Raw genomic sequence first — 24,523 nt, 5'->3', positions numbered from 1 at the left:
CACGGCAGAAGGAAAGGACACGACATGAAAAAACTCGTTTTGACCGGCGCCGCGGGGCGGCTGGGGTCCTACCTGCGCGAACCGCTGTCGCTCCTGGCCGAGGAACTGGTGTCGACGGACATCGCGGAAAGCATCGGCACGCTCTACCCCGGGGAACGATATGCGTGCGCCGACCTGGCCGATCCGGAGGCCATCAGCGAAGTTATCAGGGGGGCCGACATGGTGGTGCATTTCGGCGCCATCGGGGACGAGGCCCCGTTCGAGCAGATCCTTGGCCCCAACATCGTCGGCGCCTACAACGTCTGGGAGGCGGCGCACCGGCACGGCGTGCGGCGCGTGGTCTACGCCAGTTCGATCCACGCGGTCGGCATGTACCCCCGGCAAGAGCGGATCGGCACGGATGTGCCGCACCGGCCCGACACTTTCTACGGTCTGGCCAAGTGTTTCGCCGAGGACCTGGCGCGCATGTACTGGGAAAAACGCGGGGTCGAGGCGGTCTGCCTGCGCATCCTCTCCTGCGCACAGGTGACGGGGGCGCGGGCGCTGGGAACCTGGCTCAGCTACGGCGACCTGGTTCAGTTGGTGACCCGGGCGATCGACACGCCGACGACGGGATTCACGGTTGTCTACGGTGTGTCGGACAACGACCGCTGCCCGGTGGACAATTCGGCGGCGCGCTACCTTGGGTATGCGCCCAGGGACAACGCCGAACAATTCGCCGCGCAGATCCTCGCCGCCGAGGGGCCGGGCGACCCGACGGACCGGGCACAGATGTGCCACGGCGGGCCGTTTGCTGCGGTGGACCTGGGGCAGAGCGGTCAGGCACAGATGGATATCGTGGACGATCGCAAGGAGACCTGAAAGCCCCCTTGACGGTGCCACGGCTCAGCCGCCGGCGCCGTTGCGGATGTTCAGCATCTTGCGCAATAGGCGCTTCAGTTCAGCGGTTTCGGTCAGGGACAACCCGGCGGCGGCGCCGGTTTCATGCTCGGCCAGGATCGGCGCCAGAACCGCAACCCGCGCCTCGCCTGCCTCTGTCAGCCAAAGTTCCATCGCGCGCTTGTCGTCCTCGGGAACACGGCGCAGGATCAGGCCCTCGTCCTCCATCTGGCGCACCATCTTGGTCATATGCGCCCGCTTGATGCTGAGCGCCTTGGCCAGCATGCCCTGCCGGATGCCCGGGTTCTCGTGCAGGACCATCAGGACCGTCAGTTCACCCGGGCGGATGTCCTCTGCCTCGAACGAGCGAAAGAAGCCCGCAAAGCTCTTCAACTGGGCAAGGCGCAACAGAAAGCCCAGAGCCTCGGACAGCGGGCCAAAATGCACCAAGCCGTCCGGGCGGTCCTTGCGCTGATCATCCACGGCAACATTCCCCGTCGCCCCGTCCGGCGCGGACACCTGCCCCCTCAGTACACATGGCCATGCAGATCCCCCCAACATTCGCTGTTTGCGATATCATTATTGTTTCCCAGTAGACAATTTTTTCGATTCGAGTCAAGATCACGCCCGTCAGACAAGGGGGGCTCCCCCGGCCGTGCAGGAGGAGACATGGCCAACGTCCAGAGGCATCAGCGCCAACCTACCGGCGCAGATGATGCCATCCAGGGCGCCTTCGCGCGCCGCGTCGACGCGCCTCCCGTCGAGAAGGTGACCCGATGACTCCAGAATTGCTAGCACAGATCCTTGCCCGCACCCCAGGTTGGGCAGAACAAGCCGCACCCGCCGGGTTGGACGATACCGCCGTTGCCCAGATCCTGGGCGAGACATTCAAGCTGGCCGAGGAAACCTTGGCCCCGCTGGCCGCCAAGGCGGACGAGACAGGCTGCCGGGTCGAGGGCGGACGCGTACGCACGCCCGAGGGCTATGGCGCCGCCTACCGCGCTTTGGGCGAAGGTGGCTGGCTGGCCGCCGATCTGCCCGAGGACCTCGGCGGCATGGGCCTGCCGCTGGCGCTGCATGTCGCCGCCGCGCTGCCGATGGAAGGCGCCGCCCTGCCCTTCATGATGCTGCCCGGTTCCAGCCGCGCGGCGGCCTTTTGCCTGGCCGCCAATGCACCGGGCCTTGCTGCCGAATGGTGTCCGAAATTGGCCGAGGGCACCTGGGCCGCGACCATCTGCATTTCCGAACCGGATGCCGGGTCGGACGTGGGCCGCATCCGTACGCGGGCCGAGGCGGATGGTGACGGCTGGCGGATCACGGGCACCAAGTGCTGGATCAGCTTCGGCGATCACGACATGACCGACCGGATCGGCCACCTGCTGCTGGCCCGCACCGGCGCACCCGAAGAGGGCACGCGGGGATTGTCGCTTTTCCTTGTGCCCAATGTGACCGATGCAGGGTCAGCGAACGGCATCCACGTCGAGCGCATCGAGGAAAAGCTGGGCCTGCACGGCTCTCCCACCTGCGTGCTGCGCTTTGACGGGGCCGAGGGCGTGATGATCGGCGCGCCGGGGCGTGGTCTGCCGGCGCTGTTTCACATGATCGAACGGATGCGCCTGCAGGTGGGCACGCAGGGGGCGGGTGTCGCGGCCGCCTGCGCGCGCCTTGCCCGCAGCTATGCCGAGGACCGCCGTCAGGGCGGCGTCCCCTCTGCCCCGCCCGTCGCGCTGACCGCGCATCCCGACATCCAGCGCATGCTGCTGACGCTGGATGCCCGCGCGATGCTGCTGGCGGCGCTGGTGCTGGAAACCGCAACGGTGCTGGACCTGGCCAGGGAAGGCGATGAAAGCGCGGCGGTGCTGGCCCCCTTCCTGTTGCCGCTGGCCAAGACCTTTGGCGGCGAGATGGGACAGGACAACGCCAGCGACACGATCCAGGTGCTGGGCGGGGCCGGTTATACCCGCGAATGGCCCGCCGAACGATATTTCCGCGATGTCCGGATCACCACGATTTACGAGGGCACCACCGGCATGCAGGCGCAGGACCTTGTCCTGCGGCGCCTGCTCAAGGACGATGCGGCGCTGGCTGCCTTCCTCGACCGCGCCAAGGCCGCGCCGGGCAGCGCCAACCTGACCGGGCGCTTTGCCGCGCTGGTCACGCGCCTGCGCGAGGCCGCGCCCAACGCCAGGCTGTATGCCGCAGACGCAGTCCTGCGCGCCGCCTGGGTCGCCCAAAGCGCGGTCCTTGCCGAACGCCTGAAAGGCCTGAGCCCCGACAGCGATCGCGCCCTGGATCTTTGGATGTCGCAGGGATCGGCGCGCATGGCCATGGCGGAATCGGGTGTCGACTGGGCACTGACACAGGCCTCCAAGGATTAACCCGGTGCGGGACACGACCCGCCTGCACCGCATTTGTCGAGGCGGCCCTGATGGTACCGAAACGACCTGCGCTGGTGGCCCAGTGGATGCGCTGCGTGGCGGACAACCTTGCCGCCCCGTCCTGCCAGCCCCGGGACAACATAGCCGGCATCACTGTCGAGATGGTCGAATGTCAAACCTCAGTGGCCTCGATCGCCGGCATAGGTCCGGAAGCCCCCACTTGTTGCCGACAATTGCCGACATTCGGGCCGAGTTGCTGCACGCCGATCCTTCCATTTCGCCGCTCGAGATTACGGACCTTTCCGCCGCGAAACCGACATCGAACCAGCTGCGGCGCCGCGAAACGAAACAGCGATACAGGTGGCGCCGAGAGGATTCGCCTCGATCCTGACCATGGAAAGGATCGTCGCGGTCCTGACGTGCCTTCCCAACGTACTGGTGATCATCCTGTCCGTCGGCCGGCGACTGTGGCATCCGGCATGACCTGCGCCTTGCAGGCGCAATAGACCACGGTCTGGACGCGTCGTGAGCACATGCTCATCGACCCATTTCGGCGAAGGGCTTTTCGCTGATCTTGGAGAGAAGTGGCAGCCCGTAGGCCTAGGATCAATTCGACGCAGAGTTTCCAAAATCACAGAATCATGGTATAAATTACTGTTATTATTACTAAAAATAACTCATCAGTGACTGCGCCCTAGATGTTGCCAACAGGCATCCCGGCGTCTCTGGGTAGAAGAATAAAGGTTCGATGCCATGCCAAGGAAAGCTCAGCAACCGCTGACGGTTTCATTCATCAATGCTCTGAGAGGAACGCCGAAGACACAACGCCACTTCGACAGAACCGGCGCGGGCCTACACCTCCTAGTCGGCCCAGTTGCCGAAGACGCAACTGAGTATCAAAAACGGCATCCTCCAAAGTCATGGGTCATTCGCTGCAATGTTGAAGGAATACGGTTCGAACGTGGCTTGGGCAGTTATCCTGACGTCAGCTTGAAGGAAGCCCGCCATCGCGCCCGGTCGATCCAAACGGAGCTTCTGGAAGGCAAGAATCCATTCAAAAAACAGGATGATGTACGAAAAAGACGCCAGGCAGCTGCCAGGTCAACCAAGAAGCAGACTCAAGGCAAGCCCCAATCGTTCTCCGAAGCTGTGCTAAGATACTACAAACTCAATAAAGATGGGTGGACTCAACAGCATGCGAAGATTTGGATCGCCATGTTTCGCAACCATACATTCGAAAAACTTGGAAATAAATCAATAAGTGAAATATCATCAAACGAAATCAGCGACCTACTAACTCCAATAATTCTTGAAAAGCCTGAGACTGGGAAACGATTGCGGCAAAGGATCGAAACAATCTTTGACTGGTCGATCGCTGCCGGGCACTATTCGGGGAGCAACCCGGCAAGGTATCGGTCCAGACTACAGCATTTGCTGCCGAAGACAAAACATCGCCCACAACATAGAAAGGCGCTTCCCTGGAAAGACGTGCCTTCGTTCTGGACCAAACTCAAGACGCAAGAATGTAATTCAGCACAGGCACTGAAATTCCTGATCCTCACATGCACTAGATCGGGAGAGACTCGAGGAGCCGATTGGGGTGAGATCAACTTGCCAGACGCAATATGGGTGATACCAGCTGAACGCATGAAGGCCCACGACGAGCATAGAATACCATTGTCAACAAGCGCACTTCGAGTCTTGGAAAAATGCAAAGGAATGAACGATAGAGTCGTTTTTCCCAGTGATCGAGTTCGACGTGACGGTTCAGAGTTCTTAGGAGAAAACGCGTTGACCTCTTTTCTCAAAAAATCCATGGGACGAACCGACTTTACACCCCATGGATTTAGAAGCTCTTTTCGTGACTGGGCCAGCGAATATGCGCAAATTCCTCGTGAGGTCTCCGAAAGAGTTCTTGCACATAAAGTCGGAAGTGTTGTCGAACGCGCTTATGCAAGAAGCGATCTATTGGAGCTTCGACGCGAAGCGATGGAAAGATGGGCGAACTTCATTGATGGAAACGAGTAGATGCGGCATTAGGCACTCTCGCCAGAAAAGAATGGCCCCAAGCTGCCTCTGGACGAAGATGTTGCGGACGACCACTTGGGATATTTAGGGCTGGCGGATTCCAGAATATCCGAGGGTTTTCAGTGCCTCAATGAGCCCGGCCTCAAAAGTTTGGAAGGATGGAAGTAGCCTAAGGCGGTTCAAGTCCTGACTCTGCCCCAAGCTGGCGTACGGTATCGGAGGGGATCTGCGTCTTTTCCCTGTCGAAAGACTGCTTTGAATTTGACACATCTCTGCTTTCGGGTCACCAATAGCCTCAACGGCACTTGCGTTGTCTGGAATAAAAGACAGATCGAAATCTACTCCAGTCCCGAATGCCGAGCGGATTGCGTCTTTGTCTGCCAGGCACCAAGTTTCGGTTTCACGTCTTGGCGCAACAATCACACATCGTTCGCGCCGAAAATTGCAATTTATTTGAACCTTTTTACAAAGAGCGCAGGTGCGATTCGGCAAATTTTTCTCCTGCGCCGGGGAACCGGTGTCTCCATGTACAAATAGCAGGCTGAATGCCTCACTAGCTGCGCAAATTTTTTCCGCTGCCGCGTCGAGTTCACGTATAGCGACACCGAATACGTCGACCGGGTAGTCAGGAACCATGGCTTCGGGGCCATTCGCTTGTTGAACTAGATTGAGTACAACACGAGGCAGCAAAGTCTCAAAATAGCGTTTATCAGTCTGGCCCTCCACAAATAGGGCCCACGCCAAATAATTCATGCTGCGTCAAACTTTCTGCTAAGAAGTTGCTCAATCTCATAACGCGTAAGGCACTGTTCAGGATCAATCAGATCGCTCATCTCTGATGGCGATCCTCGCATCCTCGTTTTCTTCAGTATGCCCTTTTCCGTAGTTACGTTGACAACGTCAGCCGCTATTATTTCCCTGTTCTGCAAGTTCTTCATGACCGCAGGGGAGTGGGTATTGATGATTACTTGAAAATAGTCTTCCGAAAAATTTTCTGTTGAAGATCTTATTAATTCAACAAGCGCTGGAATCCTTCCCTCGTGTATTCCATTCTCCGGCTCTTCAAAACACAAAAGCCCTTCGCGTTCTGGATCATTCAATAAAGTGATGAGAGCGAGAAGCCGCAGTGTACCATCAGAGATCACTCTAGAGCTGAAGCGTAGGCCGTCGGCCATCTCAATCTCGTAGGCATATTCCTTCTGGTCTCTAGATGTAACACTATGAACTTTGCGAACGGAGGGGATGAGCTGCGATAGTTGGCTCGAGATGTCGTTAAGAACTCCCTCGGGCTGCTCAGTTGTCGTTGTATCTGACTTCAACCGGTCCAACACAGCAGCTAAGTTTGATGCAGAAGGCAGCATTGTTTTCTCGACAAATCGATCACTCTCACCACGTGCTTCGCTTGGACTTATTTCGAGAAAACTTGGGTGACCTAGAAAATGCTTGACTGCATAAAGATGTGGGAACTCTGCTGTTTGAACGGTTGAAATTCCAGTTCTTGATGCATCATTCGCCGGAATGCGAGTAGGGCGCCCTTTCTTATTGGGGCCATCCTGCCGAATGAGAAAAGACTTTTGCCCGTCGTCACCAATTTCTGTATCTAAAAATGGTGTCTTCCGCATGTTTCCGCCATACGCAATATTACTCGATTGTTGAGTAAATTTACTTTTTTCGTCTTGCTTCTTTATTCTCTCACATTTTTCGCGCGCTACTACGATCTTATCGATATTACCCAAGCTGTCTGTTTCTGCCGTGAGGCAGACTTCGTATCGGATACGTTGTGTTTTCAGATCGTATTTTGTGCCGAACTGGTCGACGCCCGAAACGGGAAGGAGAACCTCTACTGCGAGCGACATTGTTTTGGCACTTCCATGAGGTGTTCGCCTGAACAACTCTAGAGGTTCGCCTCTTAGTTTTGTCATCGCTGAGCGCACATCTTCAGTAACGAGTTCCGCTAAAAGCTCAATTGCGTCGAATAGATTAGACTTACCACTGGCGTTAGGTCCGACGATTGCCGTGAAGGGCACTAAGTCGATGGCAAAATTGTCGAAGGTCTTGAAGCCATCAATCTCTAGCCTAGTGATCATCTTTGGTGTCCATCCATCTCATTTGAAGAATGCAGGCAATCTGCCCTTCCGAGTAGCCAGTTCTAGTGTAAGTCAGCCAGACCCGGAGGGCTAGGCGGCAGGGGGTACTCAAAGCAGACGTGTGGACGAACCGCAGCGAAACGCATCTATCCGCCCTCCTACAGGTTCCGGGAATGCTGCCCTATACTGCTGAGGTGACTGAATCGGTTCCAATCAAAATTGACGCAGCTATCGTATACAAGGCCACCAAAAGTTGCAGATGAAGTTCAAGATCAGCTGACACCGCGTTGACTCTGCAAGAGCAAACGTGTCCACAACCCCACGCGGCTAGGTAGAAGCAAAGGTGGAAGCCGCCATGGATTGCTTGTAACTACCTGATCTTATTTGGAAGTGGCAGCCCGTAGGGGAATCGAACCCCTCTTTCCAGGTTGAAAACCTGGCGTCCTAACCGATAGACGAACGGGCCACTCTGGTCCGCCGTGGCGCTGTCTGTGTGACCATCGCTGCGGCGTGAGGCGGGTTCTATGAAAAGCGCGCGGTGCTTGCAAGCACAAAATTCAGAAAATTTCGCACCCTCGAAACAAAGTCCAAAAGCACCCGTTTTCAGCCCTCGCCAGCAGCCGGCGCGGCGTCGTCGAGGCGCATCTGTACCGTCGATCGACCTTGCCAGAAATTCACGTCCAGCTTGCCCGCAAGGTGGAATCGCCCCCCATTGTGGTCCTCCAGCGCCGGCCCCAGCGGTCCGTCGAAGGCCGAGAAGAGAATCGCGTCCAGCGACGCGCCCATACCGTCAGAGACCGTCAGTTTCAGGTGCCCTTTCCCGACCCGCCGCGCGTAGCGGATCTGCAAGTCGGGCAGCACGAATCGTGGCCCCGGCACCGCGGCACCAAAGGGACCGGCGCGTTCCAGCTGTTCGACCAGTTCGACACTGGCCGCGCTCGGCATCAAAAGCCCGTCAACCCGCAGATCCGCCGCACCGCCCTGCCCCGCACCCTGGCGTTCCAGCAGCTCGGACAGGCGCGCCATCGCCGGTTCCAGTTGAGCACGCAGCACTGTCAGCCCGGCGGCCATCTTGTGCCCGCCACCCTTGACCAGCAGACCCTCGGCGGCCAGCTTCTGGATCGCCGCACCGAGGTCGACACCGGGTACCGACCGGCCCGATCCCTTGCCCTCGTCCCCCTCGAAGCCGATCACGATGGAGGGCCGGTTGGTCTGTTCCTTGAGGCGCGAGGCAACGATGCCCACAACGCCCGGATGCCAGCCGTCCTCGGCCGCCCAGACCAGCGGCGCCTCCAGACCCCGCGCCTCGGCCTGGGCCAGCGCGGCCTCGCGGACGGCGGCCTCTATCTCGCGTCGCTCGGTGTTGAGTTGGTCCAGGCGTTCGGCCATCGCCTGCGCCTCCGCCGGGCTGTCGCACGCCAGCAGGCGCGCGCCAAGGTCCGCCTTGCCGATCCGCCCGCCCGCATTCACCCGCGGCCCCATGACATAGCCCAGGTGATAGGCGGCAGGCGCCCGTTCCAGCCGCGCCACGTCCGACAGCGCCACCAGGCCCGGACGCGCGCGGCCCGCCATGACCCTCAGCCCCTGGTGAACAAAGGCCCGGTTGACGCCTTTCAGGGGCGCCACGTCCGCCACAGTCGCCAGCGCAACCAGGTCCAGGGCCGCCATCAGGTCGGGCCCCCTGGCCCCCGCGTCGCGCAACTGGCGCCCGGCCTCGACCAGCATCAGAAAGACCACCGCCGCCGCGCAGAGATGCGCCAAGGCGCCATCCTCGTCCTGGCGGTTGGGGTTCACCACGGCCACGCAATCGGGCAGCGTCTCGCCGCCCAGGTGGTGGTCCAACACGACAACATCCGCGGCCCCCTTGGCTGCGGCAATGGGCTCATGCGAGAGCGTGCCGCAATCGACGCAGAGGATCAGGTCATGCTCGGCGGCCAGAGCCTGCATGGCGGGAACATTGGGCCCATAGCCCTCGTCGATCCGATCGGGAACGTATAGCGTCGCCTGCCGCCCCATCTGCCGCAACCAGTCCAGCAGCAACGCCGCGGAACTGCCCCCGTCCACGTCGTAATCGGCAAAGACGGCTATCCGTTCGCGCCCGCGTACCGCCTGCAGGAACCGCTCCGCCGCACGCTCCATGTCCTTGAGCGATCTCGGATCGGGCATCAGGTCGCGCAGTTTCGGCGCCAGGTAGGACTCCGCCTCGTCGGCACCGACGCCCAGCCGGGCCAGCACGGCGCAAAGCGCGTGGTTCAAACCGCTCCGCTGTACCAGCGCCTCGGCCTGCCGGGTCTCTTCGGGGCCGGGACCGACCCAGCGCCGCCCGGTCAGACTGCTTTCGACCCCAAGATAAGACAAACCCTCTCCCGGCTTCTTTTCTCTGAAAATACTTCCGGGGGAGTCGACCGAAGGGAGACGGGGGCAGCGCCCCCACCTTCAGACCGCCCCACCCCGCTCAAACGTTGTGGTCGACCGGGTTGCGATAGCTCATGCGCCGGACGGAGCCGGTCTTGGACCGCATCAGCAGCGTTTCCGTTGTGACCCAGCCGATCTCGCGCTTGATCCCCGGCAGCAGGGAGCCGCCGGTCACGCCGGTGGCGGCAAAGATCACGTCGGCGGTCACCATCTCGTCCCGGGCATAGATCTTGTCCAGGTCCGAGATCCCCGCCTTGGCCGCGCGGCCACGCTCATCGTCGTTGCGGAACAGCAGGCGGCCATAGATCTGGCCGCCCATGCATTTCAGCGCGGCCGCGGCCAGCACGCCTTCGGGCGCGCCGCCGGACCCCATGTACATGTCGATCCCCGTCATGTGCGGTTCGGCGCAGTGCATGACACCGGCCACGTCACCATCCGTGATCAGACGGATCGAGGCCCCGGTCGAGCGGACCTCGGCGATCATTTCCTCGTGGCGGGGCCGTTCCAGGATGCAGACGGTGATGTCTCCCGGGCCACAGCCCTTTGCCGTGGCCAGCGCCGATACGCGAGTGGCGGGCGGCATGTCCAAAGTCACGATCCCCTCGGGGTAGCCCGGACCGATGGCCAGCTTGTCCATGTAGACATCCGGCGCGTGCAGCATGCTGCCGCGCGGCCCCATCGCAATCACGGTCAGGGCGTTGGGCATGTCCTTGGCGGTCAGCGTGGTGCCTTCGAGCGGGTCCAGCGCGATGTCCACGCCGGGACCCGCGCCATTGCCGACCTCTTCGCCGATGTACAGCATCGGCGCCTCGTCACGCTCACCCTCGCCGATGACGACGACACCCTTGATGTCCAGTTTGTTCAGTTGTTCGCGCATCGCGTTGACGGCGGCCTGGTCGGCGGCCTTCTCGTCGCCGCGGCCGATCCAGTCGGCACTGGCGATGGCGGCCTGCTCGGCCACGCGAGCCAGGCCGAGAGAGAGCATGCGGTCGTTGAAATCGATGGGGGTGGACATGGGATTTCCTCGAAAAACTTCTGATTATTCGTCTACCCGGCGGTTTCCGCCGGGGCAAGGCCGCCGGCGGTTCCGTCTCAGACTTCCTCGATCCGCAGCGCCACGGGTGCGGTGATGACGACGCCGGTGGCCTCCATCGCGGAGAGCGCCTGGTCCAGCGCGTTGCGCGTCGTCTTGTGCGTCACGATCAGCACCGGCGCGCTGTCGTCGTTGTGGCCGTACTGACGCATCCGGTTGATGGAAACGCCCGCCTCGCCCAGCGCGGTCGCCACCTTGGCCAGCGCCCCCGGCTTGTCCGCCAGGGTCATGCGCAGGTAGTAGGGCGCGGGCGTGGAGGCGCGCGCCGGGACTGCCTCGACCAGGCTTGCCGCGGGACGGCCAAAGGTCGACACCCGCAGGCCCCGCGCCACGTCCATGACGTCGCCCATCACGGCGCTGGCCGTCGGGCCTTCGCCGGCACCGGCACCGCGCATGACGATCTGCCCCACCTGGTCGCCCTCGATCACCACCATGTTGGTGCCGCCCTGCAACTGCCCCAGCGGCGAGTTCGCCGGCACCAGGCAAGGCGCCATGCTCTGCTCCAGCCCCCGGCCAGTCATCCGCGCGACACCCAGCAGCTTGATCCGAAAGCCCATGTCGGCGGCCTGGCGAATGTCTTCGACGGTAACACTGCCGATGCCTTCCAGCTCGACCGCGTCGAAATTCACCTGGGTACCGAAGGCGATGGACGACAGCAGCGACAGCTTGTGCCCCGCGTCGATCCCGCCCACGTCCAGCTGCGGATCGGCCTCCAGGAACCCCAGCGCGTCGGCCTCGGCAAAGGCCTCTTCGTAGGTCAAGCCCCCGTCCTCCATCCGGGTCAGGATGTAGTTGCAGGTGCCGTTCATCACACCCATCACGCGCTCGATGTCGTTCCCGGCCAGCCCCTCGGTCAGCGCCTTGATCACGGGAATGCCCCCGGCCACCGCCGCCTCGAAACGCAGCACCGCGCCATGAGCCTCGGCCAGCGCCGCCAGCGCCTGGCCGTGGTGGGCCAGCATCGCCTTGTTGGCGGTGACAACATCCTTGCCCGCCTTCAGCGCCGCCTCGACAGCCGCCTTGGCCGGCCCGTCGCTGCCGCCCATAAGTTCGACAAAGACGTCCACGTCGTCGCGTGTCGCCAGCGCCACCGGGTCATCTTCCCAGGCATAGCTGGACAGGTTGACGCCGCGATCCTTGTCGCGGGTGCGCGCGGACACGGCGCTGATCTCGATGGTGCGGCCCGACCGTTCGGTCAAAAGCGGCGCCTTCTGGCGCACGATCTTGACGACGCCTGTGCCCACGGTCCCCAGACCGGCAATACCTAGACGGAGTGGCTGGGACATGGGCGGGCTCCTTTTTCCCTCGGGGTCAATTCGAGGTCGGAGTTATCGCCAAGCCTCGCCGGGGACAAGGGCGACAAGCCGCATGAGAGCCTTCGGCGGCCTGATCCCCAAGCCTGATGCACAAACGCCCCGCACCCTGCGGCGCTCACTCGGACCGAAGTGCCTCTGCCTTCTGTCGCAGCTGCAACAACCGCCGATCGACACCGCGCGGCGCCACATCCACACGCTGCAAACGGTTGGCCCGCGCCTTCAGCGCCGCCACACGCCCCTCGACTGCGGCGGCCTCGCCGGGGGTCGCCCTCGGCACGGCCCCGTTCAAAAGCGCCTCCAGCGGCAAGAGATCCGGATAAGGCGCGTCCGCCACGCCCGGCGTCTGCGTCGCGTCCAGTTCCGGGAACTGGGTGCAGCCGGTCAGGGCCGCCAGGGCAGCGGCGCAAAACAGCGGATGATGGAACCGAACAGGCATGTGTCAGTCATGCCCCAGCCCGCGCGGGCTGGCAAGCATGCGGGTTGATCTGAACGCCTGTTCAGATATTGATGGCAGCATGGCACGCACCCAGGGAAGCCACGCCGGGATCACCGGCCCACGCATCCGCGACGCGGCGCTGCGGCTCTTTGCCGAACATGGATTTGCCGCCGTCTCGATGCGCCAGATCGCCTCGGCGGTGGGCCTTCAGGCAGGCGCGCTCTACAATTACACGCCCGACAAGCAGGCGCTGCTGTTCTCGCTGATGAAGGAACACATGGACGACCTGCTGGGCGATCTCGCCCGCCTGCCGTCGCAAGACTCGCCGCTGGCCCGGCTCGAAGCCTTCGTCCGGTTTCACATCGCCTTCCACCTGGAACGCCCGGAACTGGTCTTCATCGCCTACATGGAACTGCGCAACCTCACGCCCGAGAACTTCGCGGTGATCGAGGGCCTGCGCCGCGACTACGAAAACGCGCTTGAGCGGATCCTGAGCGACGGCGTCGCCTCGGGCAGTTTCGATGTCCCCGATACCAAGCTTGCGACCCTGGCCGTGATCGCCATGCTGACGGGCGTCACGACCTGGTATCGCCCGGACGGCCGCCTGAGCATTCCCGAGGTCCAGAACCTCTACTGGGACATGGTGCGCAAGTCCGTCTCGGCCTGACAGGCGCAGCCTGTCCCAAGGGTCGGTGGGCGGGCGTCTTTGCGGCAAAGCCGCAAACAGTCCCGTCCCGACGGCCCTCAGCGTTCCACCTGGATCGATTCCAGGTATTCCGCCAGCGCCACCAGCTTGCGCGGCGTCGGGGTCGGCTTGCCGTCGCCGCTGTCATAGGGCACCAGGTCGCCTTCCAGCAGCGCACCGAACTCCGGCATCCAGGACGCAGAACGGTCCGACCGCGCATAGCCGTCGATGATCGACATCACCTTGGCCCGCGGAAAATCGTTGCCGTGGCGCACCTTGATCAGCGTCAGGTTCTTCGGCGCAACGCTCATTGCGCGCGCCATCTGTCCATCGCCCTTGCCATCCGCGCCGTGACAGACCGCGCAATTCTCCATGAAGAGCGACCGCCCGTCCGAAGGACCCGGCATCGCGGTATCCTCGACACAGCCCGCCAGCGCCAGTGCCGCCACCAGCCCGAGAGTCATTCTGACCATTCCTGCCCCTTTCATGCCTGCTGTCCCCGCTTCCTGCCAAAGCGCCACCGCCTCGGCAAGCCCGTTCAGCCGCCGTCTTGCAGCCCCTCCACATGGGCCACCACGTCCAATAGCCCCTTCGGCGTCATGATCACCTCGCCCGAAGGCGCGCGCCACTCGACCAGGGGACCGCTCAGCTCGGCCCCGAACTCGGGCATCGACCCGCGATGAAACTTGCCCGGGTAGCCGTGAATGGTCTCCATGACCATTTCGGCGGGAAAGACGCCGCCGTTGGCCAGCGTCAATCCGGTCAGGTCCGGAGGGGCCACGGGCAGGTCGGCGCCAAGCCTGCCATCGCCGCGCCCCCTGGCGCCGTGGCAGCCCGCGCAATTGGCCGCGTAGATCCGCGCCCCGGCGTCAGCCAGGTGAACCCTGTCCTGTGACGGGCTGAACCAGCTCCGGCTGGTTTCGCCCTGCCACGGCCAGAAAACCGCGCACCCGGACAGCGTCATCAGTGCAGCCCCGGCCAGTATCCTCAAGTGCATGTCCCGCTCCATCTTGCTGTCCGGTTCCCGAACCGATCGTCCGCCCGGCGGATCGCACCCGCCGCAAGGGCGCGTGACAGTGCCCGCGCCTCCGGTCATAGTCGCGCCGGAACGACGGGAGGTCCACATGCTCGATCCTGCCACCGCGCAGCATCTGTTGAAAGAGAATTTCGCGCCCTGGGTCCAGGCCCTGCAGCCCGAGATCACCGAGATCGGCCCCGATCAGGCGGTGCTGGAAATCCCCCTGCGCCCCGAGATCGCGCGCATGGGCGGCATCGTCTGCGGCCAGGCGTTGGCGACGCTGGCGGATACGGCGATGGTCTTTGCCTGCGCCGGACGGCTGGGCCGGTTCGAGCCAGTGGCCACCACCAACCTCGAGACGCGTTTCCTCAGCGCGGCCCGCGGCGATGCCGTGCGCTGCACCGCGCGGGTGATCAAGGCCGGGCGGGCGATGATCTTTGCCGAGGCGCTGCTGATCCGATTGCCGGACGCCGCCACGGTGGCCGCCGCCAGCGCCACCTTCTACCTGCCGTCATGAAGGGATCCGGGATGACACAATACGCGGTAGTCATGTTGCTGGCGGGAATCGGCATTCCGACACTGGCCGCGCTCAACGCGGCGCTCGGGCAGCGGCTCGGCTCTCCGGCGGCGGCCGCCCTGGTGCTGTTCTGCGTGGCACTGATCTCGACAGGGGCGGTCTGGGCCCTGATGGGCGCCAAGGGCTTCGGCGGTCTGGCCTCGGCGCCCAGGCACCTGCTTTTGGGCGGTTGCCTCGTGGCCTTCTACGTTTTGTCCGTCACCTATATCGCGCCGCATTTCGGGGTCGGCAACGCGGTCTTCTTCGTGCTGATCGGGCAGCTCATCAGCGCGGCGGCGATCGATCACTTCGGTCTGTTCGGCGCGCGGGTCTCTCCGCTGACCCTGACACGGGCGACGGGAATCGCGGTCATGGCGCTGGGTGTCTGGATCACCCAGCGCGCCTGACCGCATATCTCAGGCCCCGGCGAGCGACCGCAGCTGGTGCCAGAGGGCATCGGGGACGTCCACGGCCTCCTGCACGGCCCGGCCCGCGCCGGGCATCCTCGCGCCCTCGTCCTGCGCGACCACCCGGCCCAGCTCCGCCAGTCGGTCGTAGAACGCCCCCTGCCCCGGGTCGATCAGCATAAAGTACTGGCCAAGATCATGCGGCGCGCCTTGGGGCGCCTTGAGCGGGGCAACCTCCGAGCTCAGCACCCCGCCGCCCAGGCAGGCGGCGAGGATCTCGGCCATCAGGCCAAACCCCCAGCCCTTGTAGCCCCCGGCACTGGTCAGCGACCCGGTCAGCGCCGCCTCGGGGTCGGTCGTCGGCCGGCCCTCGGCGTCGACAGCCCAACCCTCGGGAATGGGACGGCCCGCCGCCTTGGCCATCGTGATGTGGCCCAGCGCCACGGTGGTCGTGCTCTGGTCGAACATCATCGCCACGCCGCCCTTGCCGTCGGGCACCGCAAAGGCAATCGGATTGGTGCCGATCACCCGGGTCTTGCCACCCGGCGCGGCCACGATGGGAGAGGCATTGGTCAGCCCCAGCCCAAGCGCGCCGCCCCGTGCGATCTGTTCGGTGAAATAGCCCAACGCGGTACAGGTATGGGCATGATGCAGGGCGAGGCTGACCACCCCCGTCTCATGCGCGGCCTCCAGCGCCAGCGGCAGGGCCGCGGCAAAGGCGGGCTGGGCAAAGCCATGCGCGGCATCGACACGGATTTCCGAGGCCCGCGGCCGGCTGATGCCCGGCACCGCGCGGCCATCGACCCGCCCCGAGTTCAGCTGCTGGCAATAGCTTTCAAGGTAGTAGAGGCCACAGATCCGGTTCCCGCGCGCCTCGGCCCAGGCGATGGCCCGGGCCATTTCCGCGGCAATGGCCGGGCCCGCACCATGCGTGGCCAGGGCGGTTTCTGAAAGGCGCTGGATTTCTGCAACGGCGATTTCGGGCATTCAAGGCTCCTGCATGTTTGGCAGGACCCTAATCCGCGTTGGCCGAAACGAAAAGAGAGGGGTCAGAACCGTTCGAAACGTTGTTCATGGCGGCGCAGCGCCAAGTCGAGCCGGGTGATCAGGTGGTTGAGCAGGACTGCAACGATCAGGACCGGCCCGAGGCCCCACCACGACCACATCAGTACAAAAACCCAGAGCAGGTTGACGAAGATCAGGACCATGTTGGCGGCCGTGTAATCCTCGACCGGTTGCGGATGACGGTTCTCCATCGCGGTGCCTCCTGCTTGCGGCTGCATGCAGGTGACAGTCTAGCGTATCCGGCCTGCAAGTCAGGTCAGGATTCCGCGATCAGCTGAATTTCCAGTTAATGCGCGCCGTTTCGCCTATGCGGATACGGATTCCCGGGCAGCGGCCAGTGCGGCCGGCAAGGCCTCTGCCAGAACCGCCAGGTCCTCGGCCCGCCCTGCGCTGATGCGGATACAGCGGTCCTGCGGCGCGACAAAGGGCATGCGAACAAAGATCCCGCGCTCGATCAGCCCGGCCAGCACCGCGCGGGCAAAGTCGCCGTCACGCCCGCAATCCACCGCGACGAAATTCGTGGCCGACGGCAGCGTGGTCAGCCCGTTCGCCTCGGCGATACGGGTGATCTCGTCCCGCGCCTCCGCGGTCAGGCGCAGGACCTCGTCGAGCCACTGGGTGTCCTGCAGGGCCGCCAGCGCCCCGGCCAACGCCATCCGGTTCATGCCGAAGTGGTTGCGGATCTTGTCAAAGGCACGGATCACCGGTGCGGCCGAGATCGCATAGCCAATGCGCGCCCCTGCCATGCCATAGGCCTTGGAAAAGGTACGCAGGCGCACGACGCGGTCGTCCTCGGGGTCGATCCGGGGCGCGGTGCCCTCGGGCGCGAATTCAATATAGGCCTCGTCCAGGGCCAGCACACAGCCCTCGGGAAGCGTCTCCAGAGCCGCCTCTATCGAAGCGCCCGAATGCCAGCTGCCCATCGGATTGTCGGGGTTGGCAAGGTAGATCAGCTTGGCGTCGACCTCTGCCGCCTTCTCGATCAGGCCTCCCAGGTTTTCGTGATCGCTGGCATAGGGGATCTTGTGCAGCACCCCGCCGTAGCCGTTCACATGATAATTGAAGGTCGGATAGGCCCCGTCTGACGTGACAACCGCGTCACCCGGCGCCACCAGCAGCCGGACGAGATAGCCAAGCAGCCCGTCGATCCCCTCGCCGATCAGGACATTTTCCGGGGCGCAGTCCAGGTGCGCGGCCAGCGCGCCTTTGAGATCCAGATGCGAGGGATCGGCATATTTCCAGACCTCCGCCGCCTCGTCCTGGATCGCGGCAATGGCGAAGGGGGACGGGCCGAAAACGCTTTCATTGGCGCCAAGGCGGGCCTTGAACTGGGCTCCGCGGGCGCGCTCCTGCACCTCGGGCCCGACAAAGGGCACGGTTTCGGGCAGGGCGGCGATCAGGTCTGGGTAACGAGGTCCGGTCATGCCGCATTTATGAAACGCGCATCGCTCGCGTCAACGTATGAATTTGCCCCGCGCGACACGGGCGGTTTCACCACCGCCGGGAACGGGCAGCGCAAGGCACAACCGGCGGAGCGCCGCGTGCGCCGTGCCGCCACAGCTTGACCCCGGCGGGGCAAAAGGCCAGTTTCCGGCGCGAGCAGGACAAGAAAGATCGCCGATGACGCGCCAGCCGCCGCCCTTCGCCCCTTTCGAATGGATGATCGCCTGGCGCTATCTGCGCGCCAAACGCGCCGAAGGCGGTGTTTCCGTCATGACCTGGATTTCCCTGATCGGCATCACGCTGGCGGTCTTTGCACTGATCGCGACGCTGGCGGTGCGGTCCGGGTTCCGGGCGGAATTCGTCGATACCATCGTGGGCGCCAATGCCCATGTCACCGTCTACCACATCCAGCGCACCGGCGAGGACGGGCAACCGACGCGCACCCTGCCGGAGTACGAGGCAATGGCCGAACGCGTGCGCGATGTCCCGGGCGTCACCCGCGTGGCCCCGCTGGTCAAGGGCCAGGTCATGGCCACCGGCAAGGGCCGCAACGCGGGTGTCGAGGTCTTCGGCATCGCCGAGGCCGACCTCGCCGAGATCCCGCGCATCGCCGATATGGAAACCGGCGTGGGCAATATCGTGGATTTCGACATGGGGATCGCCATCGGGTCGGGCGTGGCGCAGATGCTGGGCGTGGGGCTGGGCGACACGATCGACCTGATCTCTCCCAACGGGGTCAAGACGCCGTTCGGGGTCAGCCCCAGGGTCAAGAGCTACGAGGTCACCTATATCTTCACCGCCGGACGCTATGACATCGACCGGACGCGGGTTTACATGCCCTTCGAGGAGGCGCAGCTGTACTTCAACCGCGAAGGCGTGGCGGATGAACTGGAAATCACTGTCGAGGACCCCGAGCAAGTCGAGCAATACACCCGCGCCATCGGTCAGGCCGCCGGCAGCGGTGCGCTGGTCTGGACATGGCAGGACGCCTCGGGCGGGTTCCTGCGGGCGCTGGACATCGAGGACAACGTGATGTTCGTGATCCTGTCGGTGCTGGTGCTGATCGCGACGATGAACATCGTGTCCGGGTTGATCATGCTGGTCAAGAACAAGGGCCGCGACATCGGCATCCTGCGGACGATGGGGCTGACCGAGGGATCGGTCATGCGGGTGTTCTTTATCTGCGGGTCCTTCACCGGGCTGATCGGAACGGCGCTCGGAGTGCTTCTGGGATGCCTCTTCGCGATCTACATCGACCCGATCTTTGCCGCCGTGAACTACCTCTCGGGCGGCGGAGTCTGGGATCCTTCGATCCGGGGCATATACGCGCTGCCCGCAGAGCTGCACCTGAAAGACGTGCTGTCGGCAGTGGGCCTGTCGCTGGGCCTGAGTTTCATCGTCACGATCTTTCCGGCCCGACGCGCGGCCCGGATGAACCCGGTGGAGGCGCTGCGCTATGAGTGACACGGTCCTGCGCCTGACGGGCATCGAAAAGAGCTATAACAAGGGTCTGCCGAACGAGGTGCAGGTCCTGCGCGGGGCCGACCTAGAGGTCGCCCGTGGCGAGGTCGTCGCATTGGTCGCCCCCTCGGGTGCGGGCAAGTCGACGCTGTTGCACATCGCCGGCCTGCTGGACACGCCGGATTCCGGCACGGTCGAGATCGGGGGCGAAGAGATGCAGAACCGCAGCGACCGGCGCCGCACGGCGGTGCGCCGCGCGGATGTCGGCTTCGTCTACCAGTTCCATCACCTGCTGCCCGAGTTCACCGCGCTGGAAAACATCGTACTGCCGCAACTGGCCAACGGCGTTGCACGCGGTGCCGCCGAAAGCCGGGCGCTGGCCCTCTTGGACAGCGTCGGCATCAAGCAGCGCGCTGCGCATCGCCCCGCTGCCCTGTCGGGCGGCGAACAGCAGCGGGTGGCCTTTTGTCGGGCAATGGCCAATGCGCCGCGCCTGCTGCTGGCGGACGAACCCACGGGCAACCTCGATCCTTCGACCTCGGACCGGGTGTTCGGCGCGCTGATGACGCTGGTGCGGGACACCGGGCTGTCCTGCCTGATCGCCACCCACAATTTGGACCTGGCGGCCAGGATGGACCGACAGTTGCGGCTGGACGCCGGTGGGTTGCAGGCGGGGTGATCGCCTGCCCCTCGCGCCTGCACGTCGGGCTTGCCCGTCCCTCCTGTCCGGGCCTGGCCCGAAAACAGACCTGGCGTCTACGCCGTCACGACCTTGACCGCCGCCTCCAGCGCCCCGGCGCCGTGCGGGATGTCCAGCGCCGTCAGCCCGGCCTCGACCGTGCCGATCAGGCCAAGGATGCCATGCGCGTTCACATGCCCCATGTGGCCGAAACGGAAATAGCCCGAGCCACTGGGATCGTCCGGGTCGCCCACCCGCAGGCCGACGCCCAGCACCAGCCCCGCCTCTTCGCGGCACCACTCTCGCAGACGGTCGCCCAGGGGCGCGCCCAGTTGTGCGGCCGTAACCGCGTGCGAGCGATACGCGCGATCCGGCACGTTCAACCGGAACGGTCCGCCCTCGGCCCAGACCTCTCCCGCCGCCCAAATTGCTTGCGCCAGCCGGGCGTGACGCGCCCAGACCGCCTCGATCCCTTCCTCGCGGATCATGTCCAGCGCGGCGCGCAGGCCGTAGAGGTGATGCGTGGGCGCGGTGCCGCCGAAATACTGGTAGAACATCGCCGGATCCGCGCGCGGCCCCCAGTCCCAATAGCGCGAGACGCGCGGCATCGCGCGTCGCACCTCTACCGCGCGGGCATTGAAAAAGACAAACCCCAGACCCGGCGGCACCATCAAACCCTTTTGCGAGCCGGTCACCATCACGTCCGCGCCCCAGGCATCCATGCGGAACTCGTCGCAGCCCAGCGAGGCAATACAATCGACCATCAAGAGTGCCGGGTGCCCTGCCTCGTCCAGCACTGCGCGCAGCGCGGCGATATCCGACCTGACGGACGAGGACGTATCCACATGCACCGCCAGCAGAGCCTTGATGCGTTGCCCCTCGTCCGCCAGCAGGGCCGCACGGACACGATCCGGGTCGATGGGCGAGGTGCGCCCGTGGTCGATGACCTGGACCTCGGCGCCGACCCCCTGTGCCATCTCGGCCCAGCCGTGACCGAAGGCACCCGTGGTGGGCACCAGCACCGCCTCGCCCGGGGTCACAGTGTTGGACAGGGCCGCCTCCCATGCGCCGTGGCCATTGCAAATGTACATTGCCACCTGTCCGTCCGTCTGTGCCACATGGGCCAGGTCGGGAACGATGCCCGCCACCATCTGATGCAGGTCCGGCGAATAGATGTCGGGCGCCGGGCGGTGCATCGCCTGCAAGACGCGATCGGGCATCATCGACGGCCCCGGCAGGGCCATGTGGGGACGGCCGTTGGACAAGGGCATTGGCGACTCCTGTAACTGTGCGGCGCGACGTTAACGGGCGGCGGCCTGCCGTCAATATCTGCCCTTGCTGGACAGGCCGCGGAATGCCGCGTAAACCGCGCGCCTGAAGGTCGGGGATCCTATCGCGCATGCTGGTAAAACTCTGGAACAGGCTGGACAAGGCGGAGCGCAGGCTGCGCCGGTCGTTTGGCACGGATATCTCGACGCCCGAGGCGCGGCGTTGGGCCGCCCTGCACTACAACCTGTTCGACCATGCCTTTCTGCGCGTGTTCTGGACCAATTTCTTTCAGATCGCACCGGGGGTCTACCGGTCGAACCAGCCGACACACCGGCGGTTCGAACGCTATGCCGCGATGGGCATCCGCACCGTCGTCAACCTGCGTGGCGAGGACAAGTTCGCGCATTATCTCTTTGAAAAGGAAAGCCTCGAGGCGCTTGGCATGACCCTGATCGACGCCAAGCTCTGGGCCCGCGAAGCCGCACCGCGCAAGCGGATCGTCGGTGTGATCGACGCCCTGCGTGCGGCGGAACGGCCCATGATGTTCCACTGCAAGTCCGGGGCAGACCGGGCCGGTTTCGTGGCGGCCATGTACCTGCTGATCTTCGAAAACGCCCCCATCGCCGTGGCCAAGAAACAGCTGGGCATCCGCTACATGCACCTGGATTTCACCAAGACAGGGGTTCAGGACTATATCCTGCGGGTCTTCGAGGCGCGCCAGGAGCTTGGCGAGATCGGATTCGAAGCATGGATCCGGAACGAATACCAGGCCAAGGCGATCCAGCCCGCATGGGAGGCACGCCGCCCCGAGATCGACTGTGCCCGGGAGATGATGGTTGGCTGAGCCGACGGGCGCACCTCGCCGTCGGGGCCTGTTTCTCTGGCTCTGGCGGAACTACCTGAAACGCTACGCCGGGTTGATGGCGCTGGCGATGGTCTTCATGTCCATCGAGGGCAGCATGTTCGGCCTGCTCAGCTACATGATGAAGCCGATGTTCGACGATGTCTTTGTCGGCGGCAATACGGATGCCCTGGTCTGGGTCGGGCTGGCGGTCATGGCGATCTTTTTCGTGCGGGCCGTGGCCAGCATCGTGCAGAAGGTGCTGCTGACGCGGGTCTCGCAGATGTCGATGGGCGACATTCGGCAGGACCTGCTGGAACACTTGATGCGGCTGGACCCCGGGTTTCACCAGGAACACGGCCCCGGCTACCTGATCCAGCGGGTCGAAGGCGACGTGAACGCGATTGCCAAGGTCTGGAGCACGCTTGTCACCGGCGCCGGGCGGGACGTCGTCGCGCTGATCTCGCTTTTCGGCGTGGCACTGGCGATCGACTGGCGCTGGACGCTGGTGGCGCTGATCGGCGCGCCCCTGCTGGTCTTTCCTTCCGTGCTGCTGCAGCGCTTTGTGCGGGGCAACGCACGCCAGGTTCGCGATATCGCGGCGCGCCTCTCGACCCGTCTGAACGAGGTTTTTCACGGCATCACTCCGGTCAAGCTCAACCGGCTGGAAGGCTGGATGGCCGGGAAGTACCGCCACCTGACACGGGCCCGCATCCGGGCCGAGACGCGCAGCGCCGCCGGGCAGGCCTCGCTGCCCGGGCTGATCGACCTGATGTCGGGGATCGGCTTTGTCGGCGTACTGTGGTTCGGCGGCGGAGAGATCCTTGCCGGCGAAAAGACCGTGGGCGATTTCATGGCCTTCTTCACCGCCATCGGCCTGGCCTTCGAGCCTCTGCGCCGACTGGGCGCCGTGTCCGGGGTCTGGCAGGTGGCTGCCGCCTCGATCGAGCGGATCATCGAGGTGCTGGACACCCAGCCCGCGATGCGTGACCCGGACAGTCCCCAGCCGCCGCCCGACGGCGTGCCGGGCATCACCCTGCGGGACGTGCACCTCAGCTTTGGCGACACGCAGGTGCTGCGCGGCCTGACGCTCGAGGCGGCGCCAGGACAGACCACGGCGCTGGTCGGGGCCTCCGGTGCGGGGAAATCGACAGTTTTCAACCTGCTGACCCGCATGGCCGACCCGCAGGCGGGCACGGTCGACATCGGAGGCGTGCCGGTGGCCGCCCTGCGGCTGGACGATCTGCGGGGCTTGATCTCTGTCGTCAGCCAGGAGGCGCTGCTGTTCGACGAGAGCCTGCGTGACAACATCGTGCTGAACCGCGAGGTGCCCGAGGCGGACCTGCAACAGGCGTTGGACGCGGCCCATGTCTCGGACTTCCTGCCGCGGCTGGAGGCGGGGCTGGAGACACAGGTGGGCACGCGCGGCTCTCGCCTGTCCGGTGGCCAACGCCAGCGTGTCGCCATCGCCCGGGCCCTGCTGCGCGATACGCCCGTGCTGCTGCTGGACGAGGCGACCAGCGCCCTGGACGCCCAGTCCGAGGCCGTGGTGCAAGCGGCACTGGAACGGCTGTCCGAAGGGCGCACGACGCTGGTGATCGCGCACCGCCTGTCGACCGTCCGGAATGCCGACCGGATCGTCGTCATGGAAGCGGGTCAGGTCGTCGAGACCGGCACCCATGACGAACTGATCGCCCGAGGCGGCACCTATGCCGATCTGTATCGTTTGCAGTTCGACAAGGCCGAGTGATCCCGGCAGATAGCGCAGTCGGAAACCGCTCTCAGCGCCGGTAGCGGCGCGCCAGCGCAGAGACATCGGCCCCTGCGAAGTAGCGGGCCAACGTGCCAAGATTCCGTGCCCCGCGCCGCAGCCAACCCTCGCGGCGGTACTTGTCCGCCGAGGTCACGGCGGTCGCCGGCAAGCCACTCAGGCGAGTTTTCAGCTGCCGGGCCAGTGCCACGTCCTCCATCAACGGCATGTCGGGATAGCCACCCGCGGTCTCCAGGACCTGGCGGTGGATCAGCAGCCCCTGGTCGCCATAGGGCAAGTGAAACAGCCGCGACCTCAGGTTGGCCCAGCCTGCCACCCAACGCGGCATCACTCCCTGCGCATCGAAGCCTAGCTGGAAGTGCCAGGCCCCCGGCTGCGTCAGCACAGGCAGAACCGCCTGCGTCCAGCCCTTTGCCAGGTGGGTATCGGCATGAAGGACAAGCAGCCAGTCGCCTTCTGCCGCAGCGATTCCGCGCCGAATCTGCCCCCCGCGCGAAGGCGGTCCGGTCACGATCCGGGCGCCCGCCTGCCCCGCGATCTTCAACGTCGCATCGCGCGAGCCACCGTCGCTGATGACCAGTTCGCGGATCAGCCCGGCCTGCAGACCTTCGCCGAGGCTGCCCAGACAGGCCGGCAGACCGCCTTCGGCATCGAGCGTGGGGATCACAATGGAAATCGGTGCGCGCATTGGCCTGT

General features: G+C 64.3%; 24 protein-coding genes and 1 tRNA gene. 10 read left to right on the top strand and 15 right to left on the bottom strand.

The window, feature by feature from the left end; genetic code table 11:
* The first annotated feature begins 24 nt into the window (after nucleotides 1-24).
* The gene (locus tag ACQY5B_RS06385) at nucleotides 25-861 is read left to right on the top strand and encodes an NAD-dependent epimerase/dehydratase family protein (RefSeq protein ID WP_420325906.1); all 837 of its coding nucleotides are present in this window, start codon (nucleotides 25-27) and stop codon (nucleotides 859-861) included.
* 24 nt (nucleotides 862-885) lie between these two features.
* On the opposite strand, the gene ACQY5B_RS06380 is transcribed toward ACQY5B_RS06385, so the two are convergent.
* Entirely contained in the window at nucleotides 886-1,362 is a 477-nt protein-coding gene (locus tag ACQY5B_RS06380) for a MarR family winged helix-turn-helix transcriptional regulator (RefSeq protein ID WP_420325907.1), read from the bottom strand.
* A gap of 293 nt (nucleotides 1,363-1,655) precedes the next feature.
* On the opposite strand from ACQY5B_RS06380, the gene ACQY5B_RS06375 reads away from it, so the two are divergent.
* Nucleotides 1,656-3,257 carry an acyl-CoA dehydrogenase family protein gene (locus tag ACQY5B_RS06375; protein ID WP_420325908.1) on the top strand — a complete coding sequence of 534 codons (1,602 nt, stop codon included), beginning with the start codon at nucleotides 1,656-1,658 and terminating at the stop codon, nucleotides 3,255-3,257.
* A 753-nt stretch (nucleotides 3,258-4,010) separates the two neighbouring features.
* Nucleotides 4,011-5,285, top strand: coding sequence for a tyrosine-type recombinase/integrase (locus tag ACQY5B_RS06370; RefSeq protein ID WP_420325909.1), 1,275 nt, complete (start codon nucleotides 4,011-4,013; stop codon nucleotides 5,283-5,285).
* An 84-nt stretch (nucleotides 5,286-5,369) separates the two neighbouring features.
* Here ACQY5B_RS06370 and ACQY5B_RS06365 read toward each other — a convergent pair whose 3' ends face one another.
* The 7 genes from ACQY5B_RS06365 to ACQY5B_RS06335 all read right to left on the bottom strand — a co-directional run bounded on the left by ACQY5B_RS06365 (nucleotide 5,370) and on the right by ACQY5B_RS06335 (nucleotide 12,632).
* Entirely contained in the window at nucleotides 5,370-6,038 is a 669-nt protein-coding gene (locus tag ACQY5B_RS06365) for a hypothetical protein (protein ID WP_420325911.1), read from the bottom strand.
* On the bottom strand, nucleotides 6,035-7,372 hold the full coding sequence (locus ACQY5B_RS06360) for an AAA family ATPase (protein WP_420325913.1): 1,338 nt from the start codon (nucleotides 7,370-7,372) through the stop codon (nucleotides 6,035-6,037). Before ACQY5B_RS06360 ends, ACQY5B_RS06365 begins: the two co-directional genes overlap by 4 nt.
* Before the next feature lie 391 nt (nucleotides 7,373-7,763).
* Nucleotides 7,764-7,838: transfer RNA gene (locus tag ACQY5B_RS06355), tRNA-Glu, on the bottom strand.
* Nucleotides 7,839-7,975: 137 nt separating this feature from the next.
* Nucleotides 7,976-9,730 carry a single-stranded-DNA-specific exonuclease RecJ gene (recJ, locus tag ACQY5B_RS06350; RefSeq protein ID WP_420325914.1) on the bottom strand — a complete coding sequence of 585 codons (1,755 nt, stop codon included), beginning with the start codon at nucleotides 9,728-9,730 and terminating at the stop codon, nucleotides 7,976-7,978.
* 97 nt (nucleotides 9,731-9,827) lie between these two features.
* Nucleotides 9,828-10,802, bottom strand: a complete 975-nt coding sequence (gene glpX / locus ACQY5B_RS06345; RefSeq protein ID WP_420325915.1) for a class II fructose-bisphosphatase — start codon at nucleotides 10,800-10,802, stop codon at nucleotides 9,828-9,830.
* Nucleotides 10,803-10,879: 77 nt separating this feature from the next.
* The gene (locus ACQY5B_RS06340) at nucleotides 10,880-12,166 is read right to left on the bottom strand and encodes a homoserine dehydrogenase (protein WP_305971726.1); all 1,287 of its coding nucleotides are present in this window, start codon (nucleotides 12,164-12,166) and stop codon (nucleotides 10,880-10,882) included.
* Between the two features lie 145 nt (nucleotides 12,167-12,311).
* Nucleotides 12,312-12,632 carry a hypothetical protein gene (locus tag ACQY5B_RS06335; RefSeq protein WP_420325917.1) on the bottom strand — a complete coding sequence of 107 codons (321 nt, stop codon included), beginning with the start codon at nucleotides 12,630-12,632 and terminating at the stop codon, nucleotides 12,312-12,314.
* 79 nt (nucleotides 12,633-12,711) lie between these two features.
* Between ACQY5B_RS06335 and ACQY5B_RS06330 the strand changes: the two genes are divergently transcribed.
* Entirely contained in the window at nucleotides 12,712-13,299 is a 588-nt protein-coding gene (locus ACQY5B_RS06330; protein ID WP_420325918.1) for a TetR/AcrR family transcriptional regulator, read from the top strand.
* 77 nt (nucleotides 13,300-13,376) lie between these two features.
* On the opposite strand, the gene ACQY5B_RS06325 is transcribed toward ACQY5B_RS06330, so the two are convergent.
* Nucleotides 13,377-13,781, bottom strand: coding sequence for a c-type cytochrome (locus ACQY5B_RS06325; protein WP_420325919.1), 405 nt, complete (start codon nucleotides 13,779-13,781; stop codon nucleotides 13,377-13,379).
* A gap of 74 nt (nucleotides 13,782-13,855) precedes the next feature.
* The gene (locus ACQY5B_RS06320) at nucleotides 13,856-14,314 is read right to left on the bottom strand and encodes a c-type cytochrome (protein WP_420325920.1); all 459 of its coding nucleotides are present in this window, start codon (nucleotides 14,312-14,314) and stop codon (nucleotides 13,856-13,858) included.
* A gap of 127 nt (nucleotides 14,315-14,441) precedes the next feature.
* Between ACQY5B_RS06320 and ACQY5B_RS06315 the strand changes: the two genes are divergently transcribed.
* Complete coding sequence (locus ACQY5B_RS06315) at nucleotides 14,442-14,852, top strand: PaaI family thioesterase (protein WP_420325922.1); 411 nt, start codon at nucleotides 14,442-14,444, stop codon at nucleotides 14,850-14,852.
* Nucleotides 14,853-14,863: 11 nt separating this feature from the next.
* On the top strand, nucleotides 14,864-15,298 hold the full coding sequence (locus tag ACQY5B_RS06310) for a DMT family transporter (protein WP_305971720.1): 435 nt from the start codon (nucleotides 14,864-14,866) through the stop codon (nucleotides 15,296-15,298).
* Between the two features lie 9 nt (nucleotides 15,299-15,307).
* Here the strand turns inward: ACQY5B_RS06310 and ACQY5B_RS06305 are convergent, their stop codons facing one another.
* The 3 genes from ACQY5B_RS06305 to ACQY5B_RS06295 all read right to left on the bottom strand — a co-directional run bounded on the left by ACQY5B_RS06305 (nucleotide 15,308) and on the right by ACQY5B_RS06295 (nucleotide 17,787).
* On the bottom strand, nucleotides 15,308-16,285 hold the full coding sequence (locus ACQY5B_RS06305; protein ID WP_420325923.1) for an Ldh family oxidoreductase: 978 nt from the start codon (nucleotides 16,283-16,285) through the stop codon (nucleotides 15,308-15,310).
* Between the two features lie 62 nt (nucleotides 16,286-16,347).
* A complete protein-coding gene (locus tag ACQY5B_RS06300; RefSeq protein WP_305971718.1) occupies nucleotides 16,348-16,554 on the bottom strand; it encodes a histidinol phosphate aminotransferase in 207 nt (68 codons plus the stop codon).
* 114 nt (nucleotides 16,555-16,668) lie between these two features.
* Entirely contained in the window at nucleotides 16,669-17,787 is a 1,119-nt protein-coding gene (locus ACQY5B_RS06295) for a pyridoxal phosphate-dependent aminotransferase (protein WP_420325924.1), read from the bottom strand.
* A gap of 196 nt (nucleotides 17,788-17,983) precedes the next feature.
* Between ACQY5B_RS06295 and ACQY5B_RS06290 the strand changes: the two genes are divergently transcribed.
* Together ACQY5B_RS06290 and ACQY5B_RS06285 are read left to right on the top strand one after the other, a co-directional pair.
* Nucleotides 17,984-19,270, top strand: a complete 1,287-nt coding sequence (locus tag ACQY5B_RS06290) for a lipoprotein-releasing ABC transporter permease subunit (protein WP_420325926.1) — start codon at nucleotides 17,984-17,986, stop codon at nucleotides 19,268-19,270.
* The gene (locus ACQY5B_RS06285; RefSeq protein WP_420325927.1) at nucleotides 19,263-19,946 is read left to right on the top strand and encodes an ABC transporter ATP-binding protein; all 684 of its coding nucleotides are present in this window, start codon (nucleotides 19,263-19,265) and stop codon (nucleotides 19,944-19,946) included. Before ACQY5B_RS06290 ends, ACQY5B_RS06285 begins: the two co-directional genes overlap by 8 nt.
* A gap of 77 nt (nucleotides 19,947-20,023) precedes the next feature.
* On the opposite strand, the gene ACQY5B_RS06280 is transcribed toward ACQY5B_RS06285, so the two are convergent.
* The gene (locus ACQY5B_RS06280; protein ID WP_420325928.1) at nucleotides 20,024-21,217 is read right to left on the bottom strand and encodes a pyridoxal-phosphate-dependent aminotransferase family protein; all 1,194 of its coding nucleotides are present in this window, start codon (nucleotides 21,215-21,217) and stop codon (nucleotides 20,024-20,026) included.
* 128 nt (nucleotides 21,218-21,345) lie between these two features.
* On the opposite strand from ACQY5B_RS06280, the gene ACQY5B_RS06275 reads away from it, so the two are divergent.
* Complete coding sequence (locus ACQY5B_RS06275; RefSeq protein WP_420325929.1) at nucleotides 21,346-22,059, top strand: phosphatase domain-containing protein; 714 nt, start codon at nucleotides 21,346-21,348, stop codon at nucleotides 22,057-22,059.
* A 76-nt stretch (nucleotides 22,060-22,135) separates the two neighbouring features.
* The gene (locus tag ACQY5B_RS06270; protein WP_420328699.1) at nucleotides 22,136-23,806 is read left to right on the top strand and encodes an ABC transporter ATP-binding protein; all 1,671 of its coding nucleotides are present in this window, start codon (nucleotides 22,136-22,138) and stop codon (nucleotides 23,804-23,806) included.
* A 31-nt stretch (nucleotides 23,807-23,837) separates the two neighbouring features.
* Here the strand turns inward: ACQY5B_RS06270 and ACQY5B_RS06265 are convergent, their stop codons facing one another.
* Entirely contained in the window at nucleotides 23,838-24,515 is a 678-nt protein-coding gene (locus ACQY5B_RS06265; protein WP_420325930.1) for a TIGR04283 family arsenosugar biosynthesis glycosyltransferase, read from the bottom strand.
* Nucleotides 24,516-24,523: the final 8 nt, after the last annotated feature.

This window comes from Antarctobacter sp. (assembly GCF_965277915.1).
Classification (GTDB): domain Bacteria; phylum Pseudomonadota; class Alphaproteobacteria; order Rhodobacterales; family Rhodobacteraceae; genus Antarctobacter.
The sequence above is the reverse complement of the archived record's forward strand: the minus strand, read 5'-3'. Positions and strand labels throughout refer to the sequence as shown.

Excerpts from the sequence above, each read along its gene's own strand:
- ACQY5B_RS06385 (WP_420325906.1), top strand. The coding sequence starts at position 25 with ATGAAAAAACTCGTTTTGACCGGCGCCGCGGGGCGGCTGGGGTCCTAC.
- ACQY5B_RS06375 (WP_420325908.1), top strand. The coding sequence starts at position 1,656 with ATGACTCCAGAATTGCTAGCACAGATCCTTGCCCGCACCCCAGGTTGG.
- ACQY5B_RS06370 (WP_420325909.1), top strand. The coding sequence starts at position 4,011 with ATGCCAAGGAAAGCTCAGCAACCGCTGACGGTTTCATTCATCAATGCT.
- ACQY5B_RS06365 (WP_420325911.1), bottom strand. The coding sequence starts at position 6,038 with ATGAATTATTTGGCGTGGGCCCTATTTGTGGAGGGCCAGACTGATAAA.
- ACQY5B_RS06360 (WP_420325913.1), bottom strand. The coding sequence starts at position 7,372 with ATGATCACTAGGCTAGAGATTGATGGCTTCAAGACCTTCGACAATTTT.
- glpX (WP_420325915.1), bottom strand. The coding sequence starts at position 10,802 with ATGTCCACCCCCATCGATTTCAACGACCGCATGCTCTCTCTCGGCCTG.
- ACQY5B_RS06340 (WP_305971726.1), bottom strand. The coding sequence starts at position 12,166 with ATGTCCCAGCCACTCCGTCTAGGTATTGCCGGTCTGGGGACCGTGGGC.
- ACQY5B_RS06335 (WP_420325917.1), bottom strand. The coding sequence starts at position 12,632 with ATGCCTGTTCGGTTCCATCATCCGCTGTTTTGCGCCGCTGCCCTGGCG.
- ACQY5B_RS06330 (WP_420325918.1), top strand. The coding sequence starts at position 12,712 with ATGGCACGCACCCAGGGAAGCCACGCCGGGATCACCGGCCCACGCATC.
- ACQY5B_RS06325 (WP_420325919.1), bottom strand. The coding sequence starts at position 13,781 with ATGACTCTCGGGCTGGTGGCGGCACTGGCGCTGGCGGGCTGTGTCGAG.
- ACQY5B_RS06320 (WP_420325920.1), bottom strand. The coding sequence starts at position 14,314 with ATGCACTTGAGGATACTGGCCGGGGCTGCACTGATGACGCTGTCCGGG.
- ACQY5B_RS06315 (WP_420325922.1), top strand. The coding sequence starts at position 14,442 with ATGCTCGATCCTGCCACCGCGCAGCATCTGTTGAAAGAGAATTTCGCG.
- ACQY5B_RS06310 (WP_305971720.1), top strand. The coding sequence starts at position 14,864 with ATGACACAATACGCGGTAGTCATGTTGCTGGCGGGAATCGGCATTCCG.
- ACQY5B_RS06305 (WP_420325923.1), bottom strand. The coding sequence starts at position 16,285 with ATGCCCGAAATCGCCGTTGCAGAAATCCAGCGCCTTTCAGAAACCGCC.
- ACQY5B_RS06300 (WP_305971718.1), bottom strand. The coding sequence starts at position 16,554 with ATGGAGAACCGTCATCCGCAACCGGTCGAGGATTACACGGCCGCCAAC.
- ACQY5B_RS06295 (WP_420325924.1), bottom strand. The coding sequence starts at position 17,787 with ATGACCGGACCTCGTTACCCAGACCTGATCGCCGCCCTGCCCGAAACC.
- ACQY5B_RS06290 (WP_420325926.1), top strand. The coding sequence starts at position 17,984 with ATGACGCGCCAGCCGCCGCCCTTCGCCCCTTTCGAATGGATGATCGCC.
- ACQY5B_RS06285 (WP_420325927.1), top strand. The coding sequence starts at position 19,263 with ATGAGTGACACGGTCCTGCGCCTGACGGGCATCGAAAAGAGCTATAAC.
- ACQY5B_RS06280 (WP_420325928.1), bottom strand. The coding sequence starts at position 21,217 with ATGCCCTTGTCCAACGGCCGTCCCCACATGGCCCTGCCGGGGCCGTCG.
- ACQY5B_RS06275 (WP_420325929.1), top strand. The coding sequence starts at position 21,346 with ATGCTGGTAAAACTCTGGAACAGGCTGGACAAGGCGGAGCGCAGGCTG.
- ACQY5B_RS06270 (WP_420328699.1), top strand. The coding sequence starts at position 22,136 with ATGGCGCTGGCGATGGTCTTCATGTCCATCGAGGGCAGCATGTTCGGC.
- ACQY5B_RS06265 (WP_420325930.1), bottom strand. The coding sequence starts at position 24,515 with ATGCGCGCACCGATTTCCATTGTGATCCCCACGCTCGATGCCGAAGGC.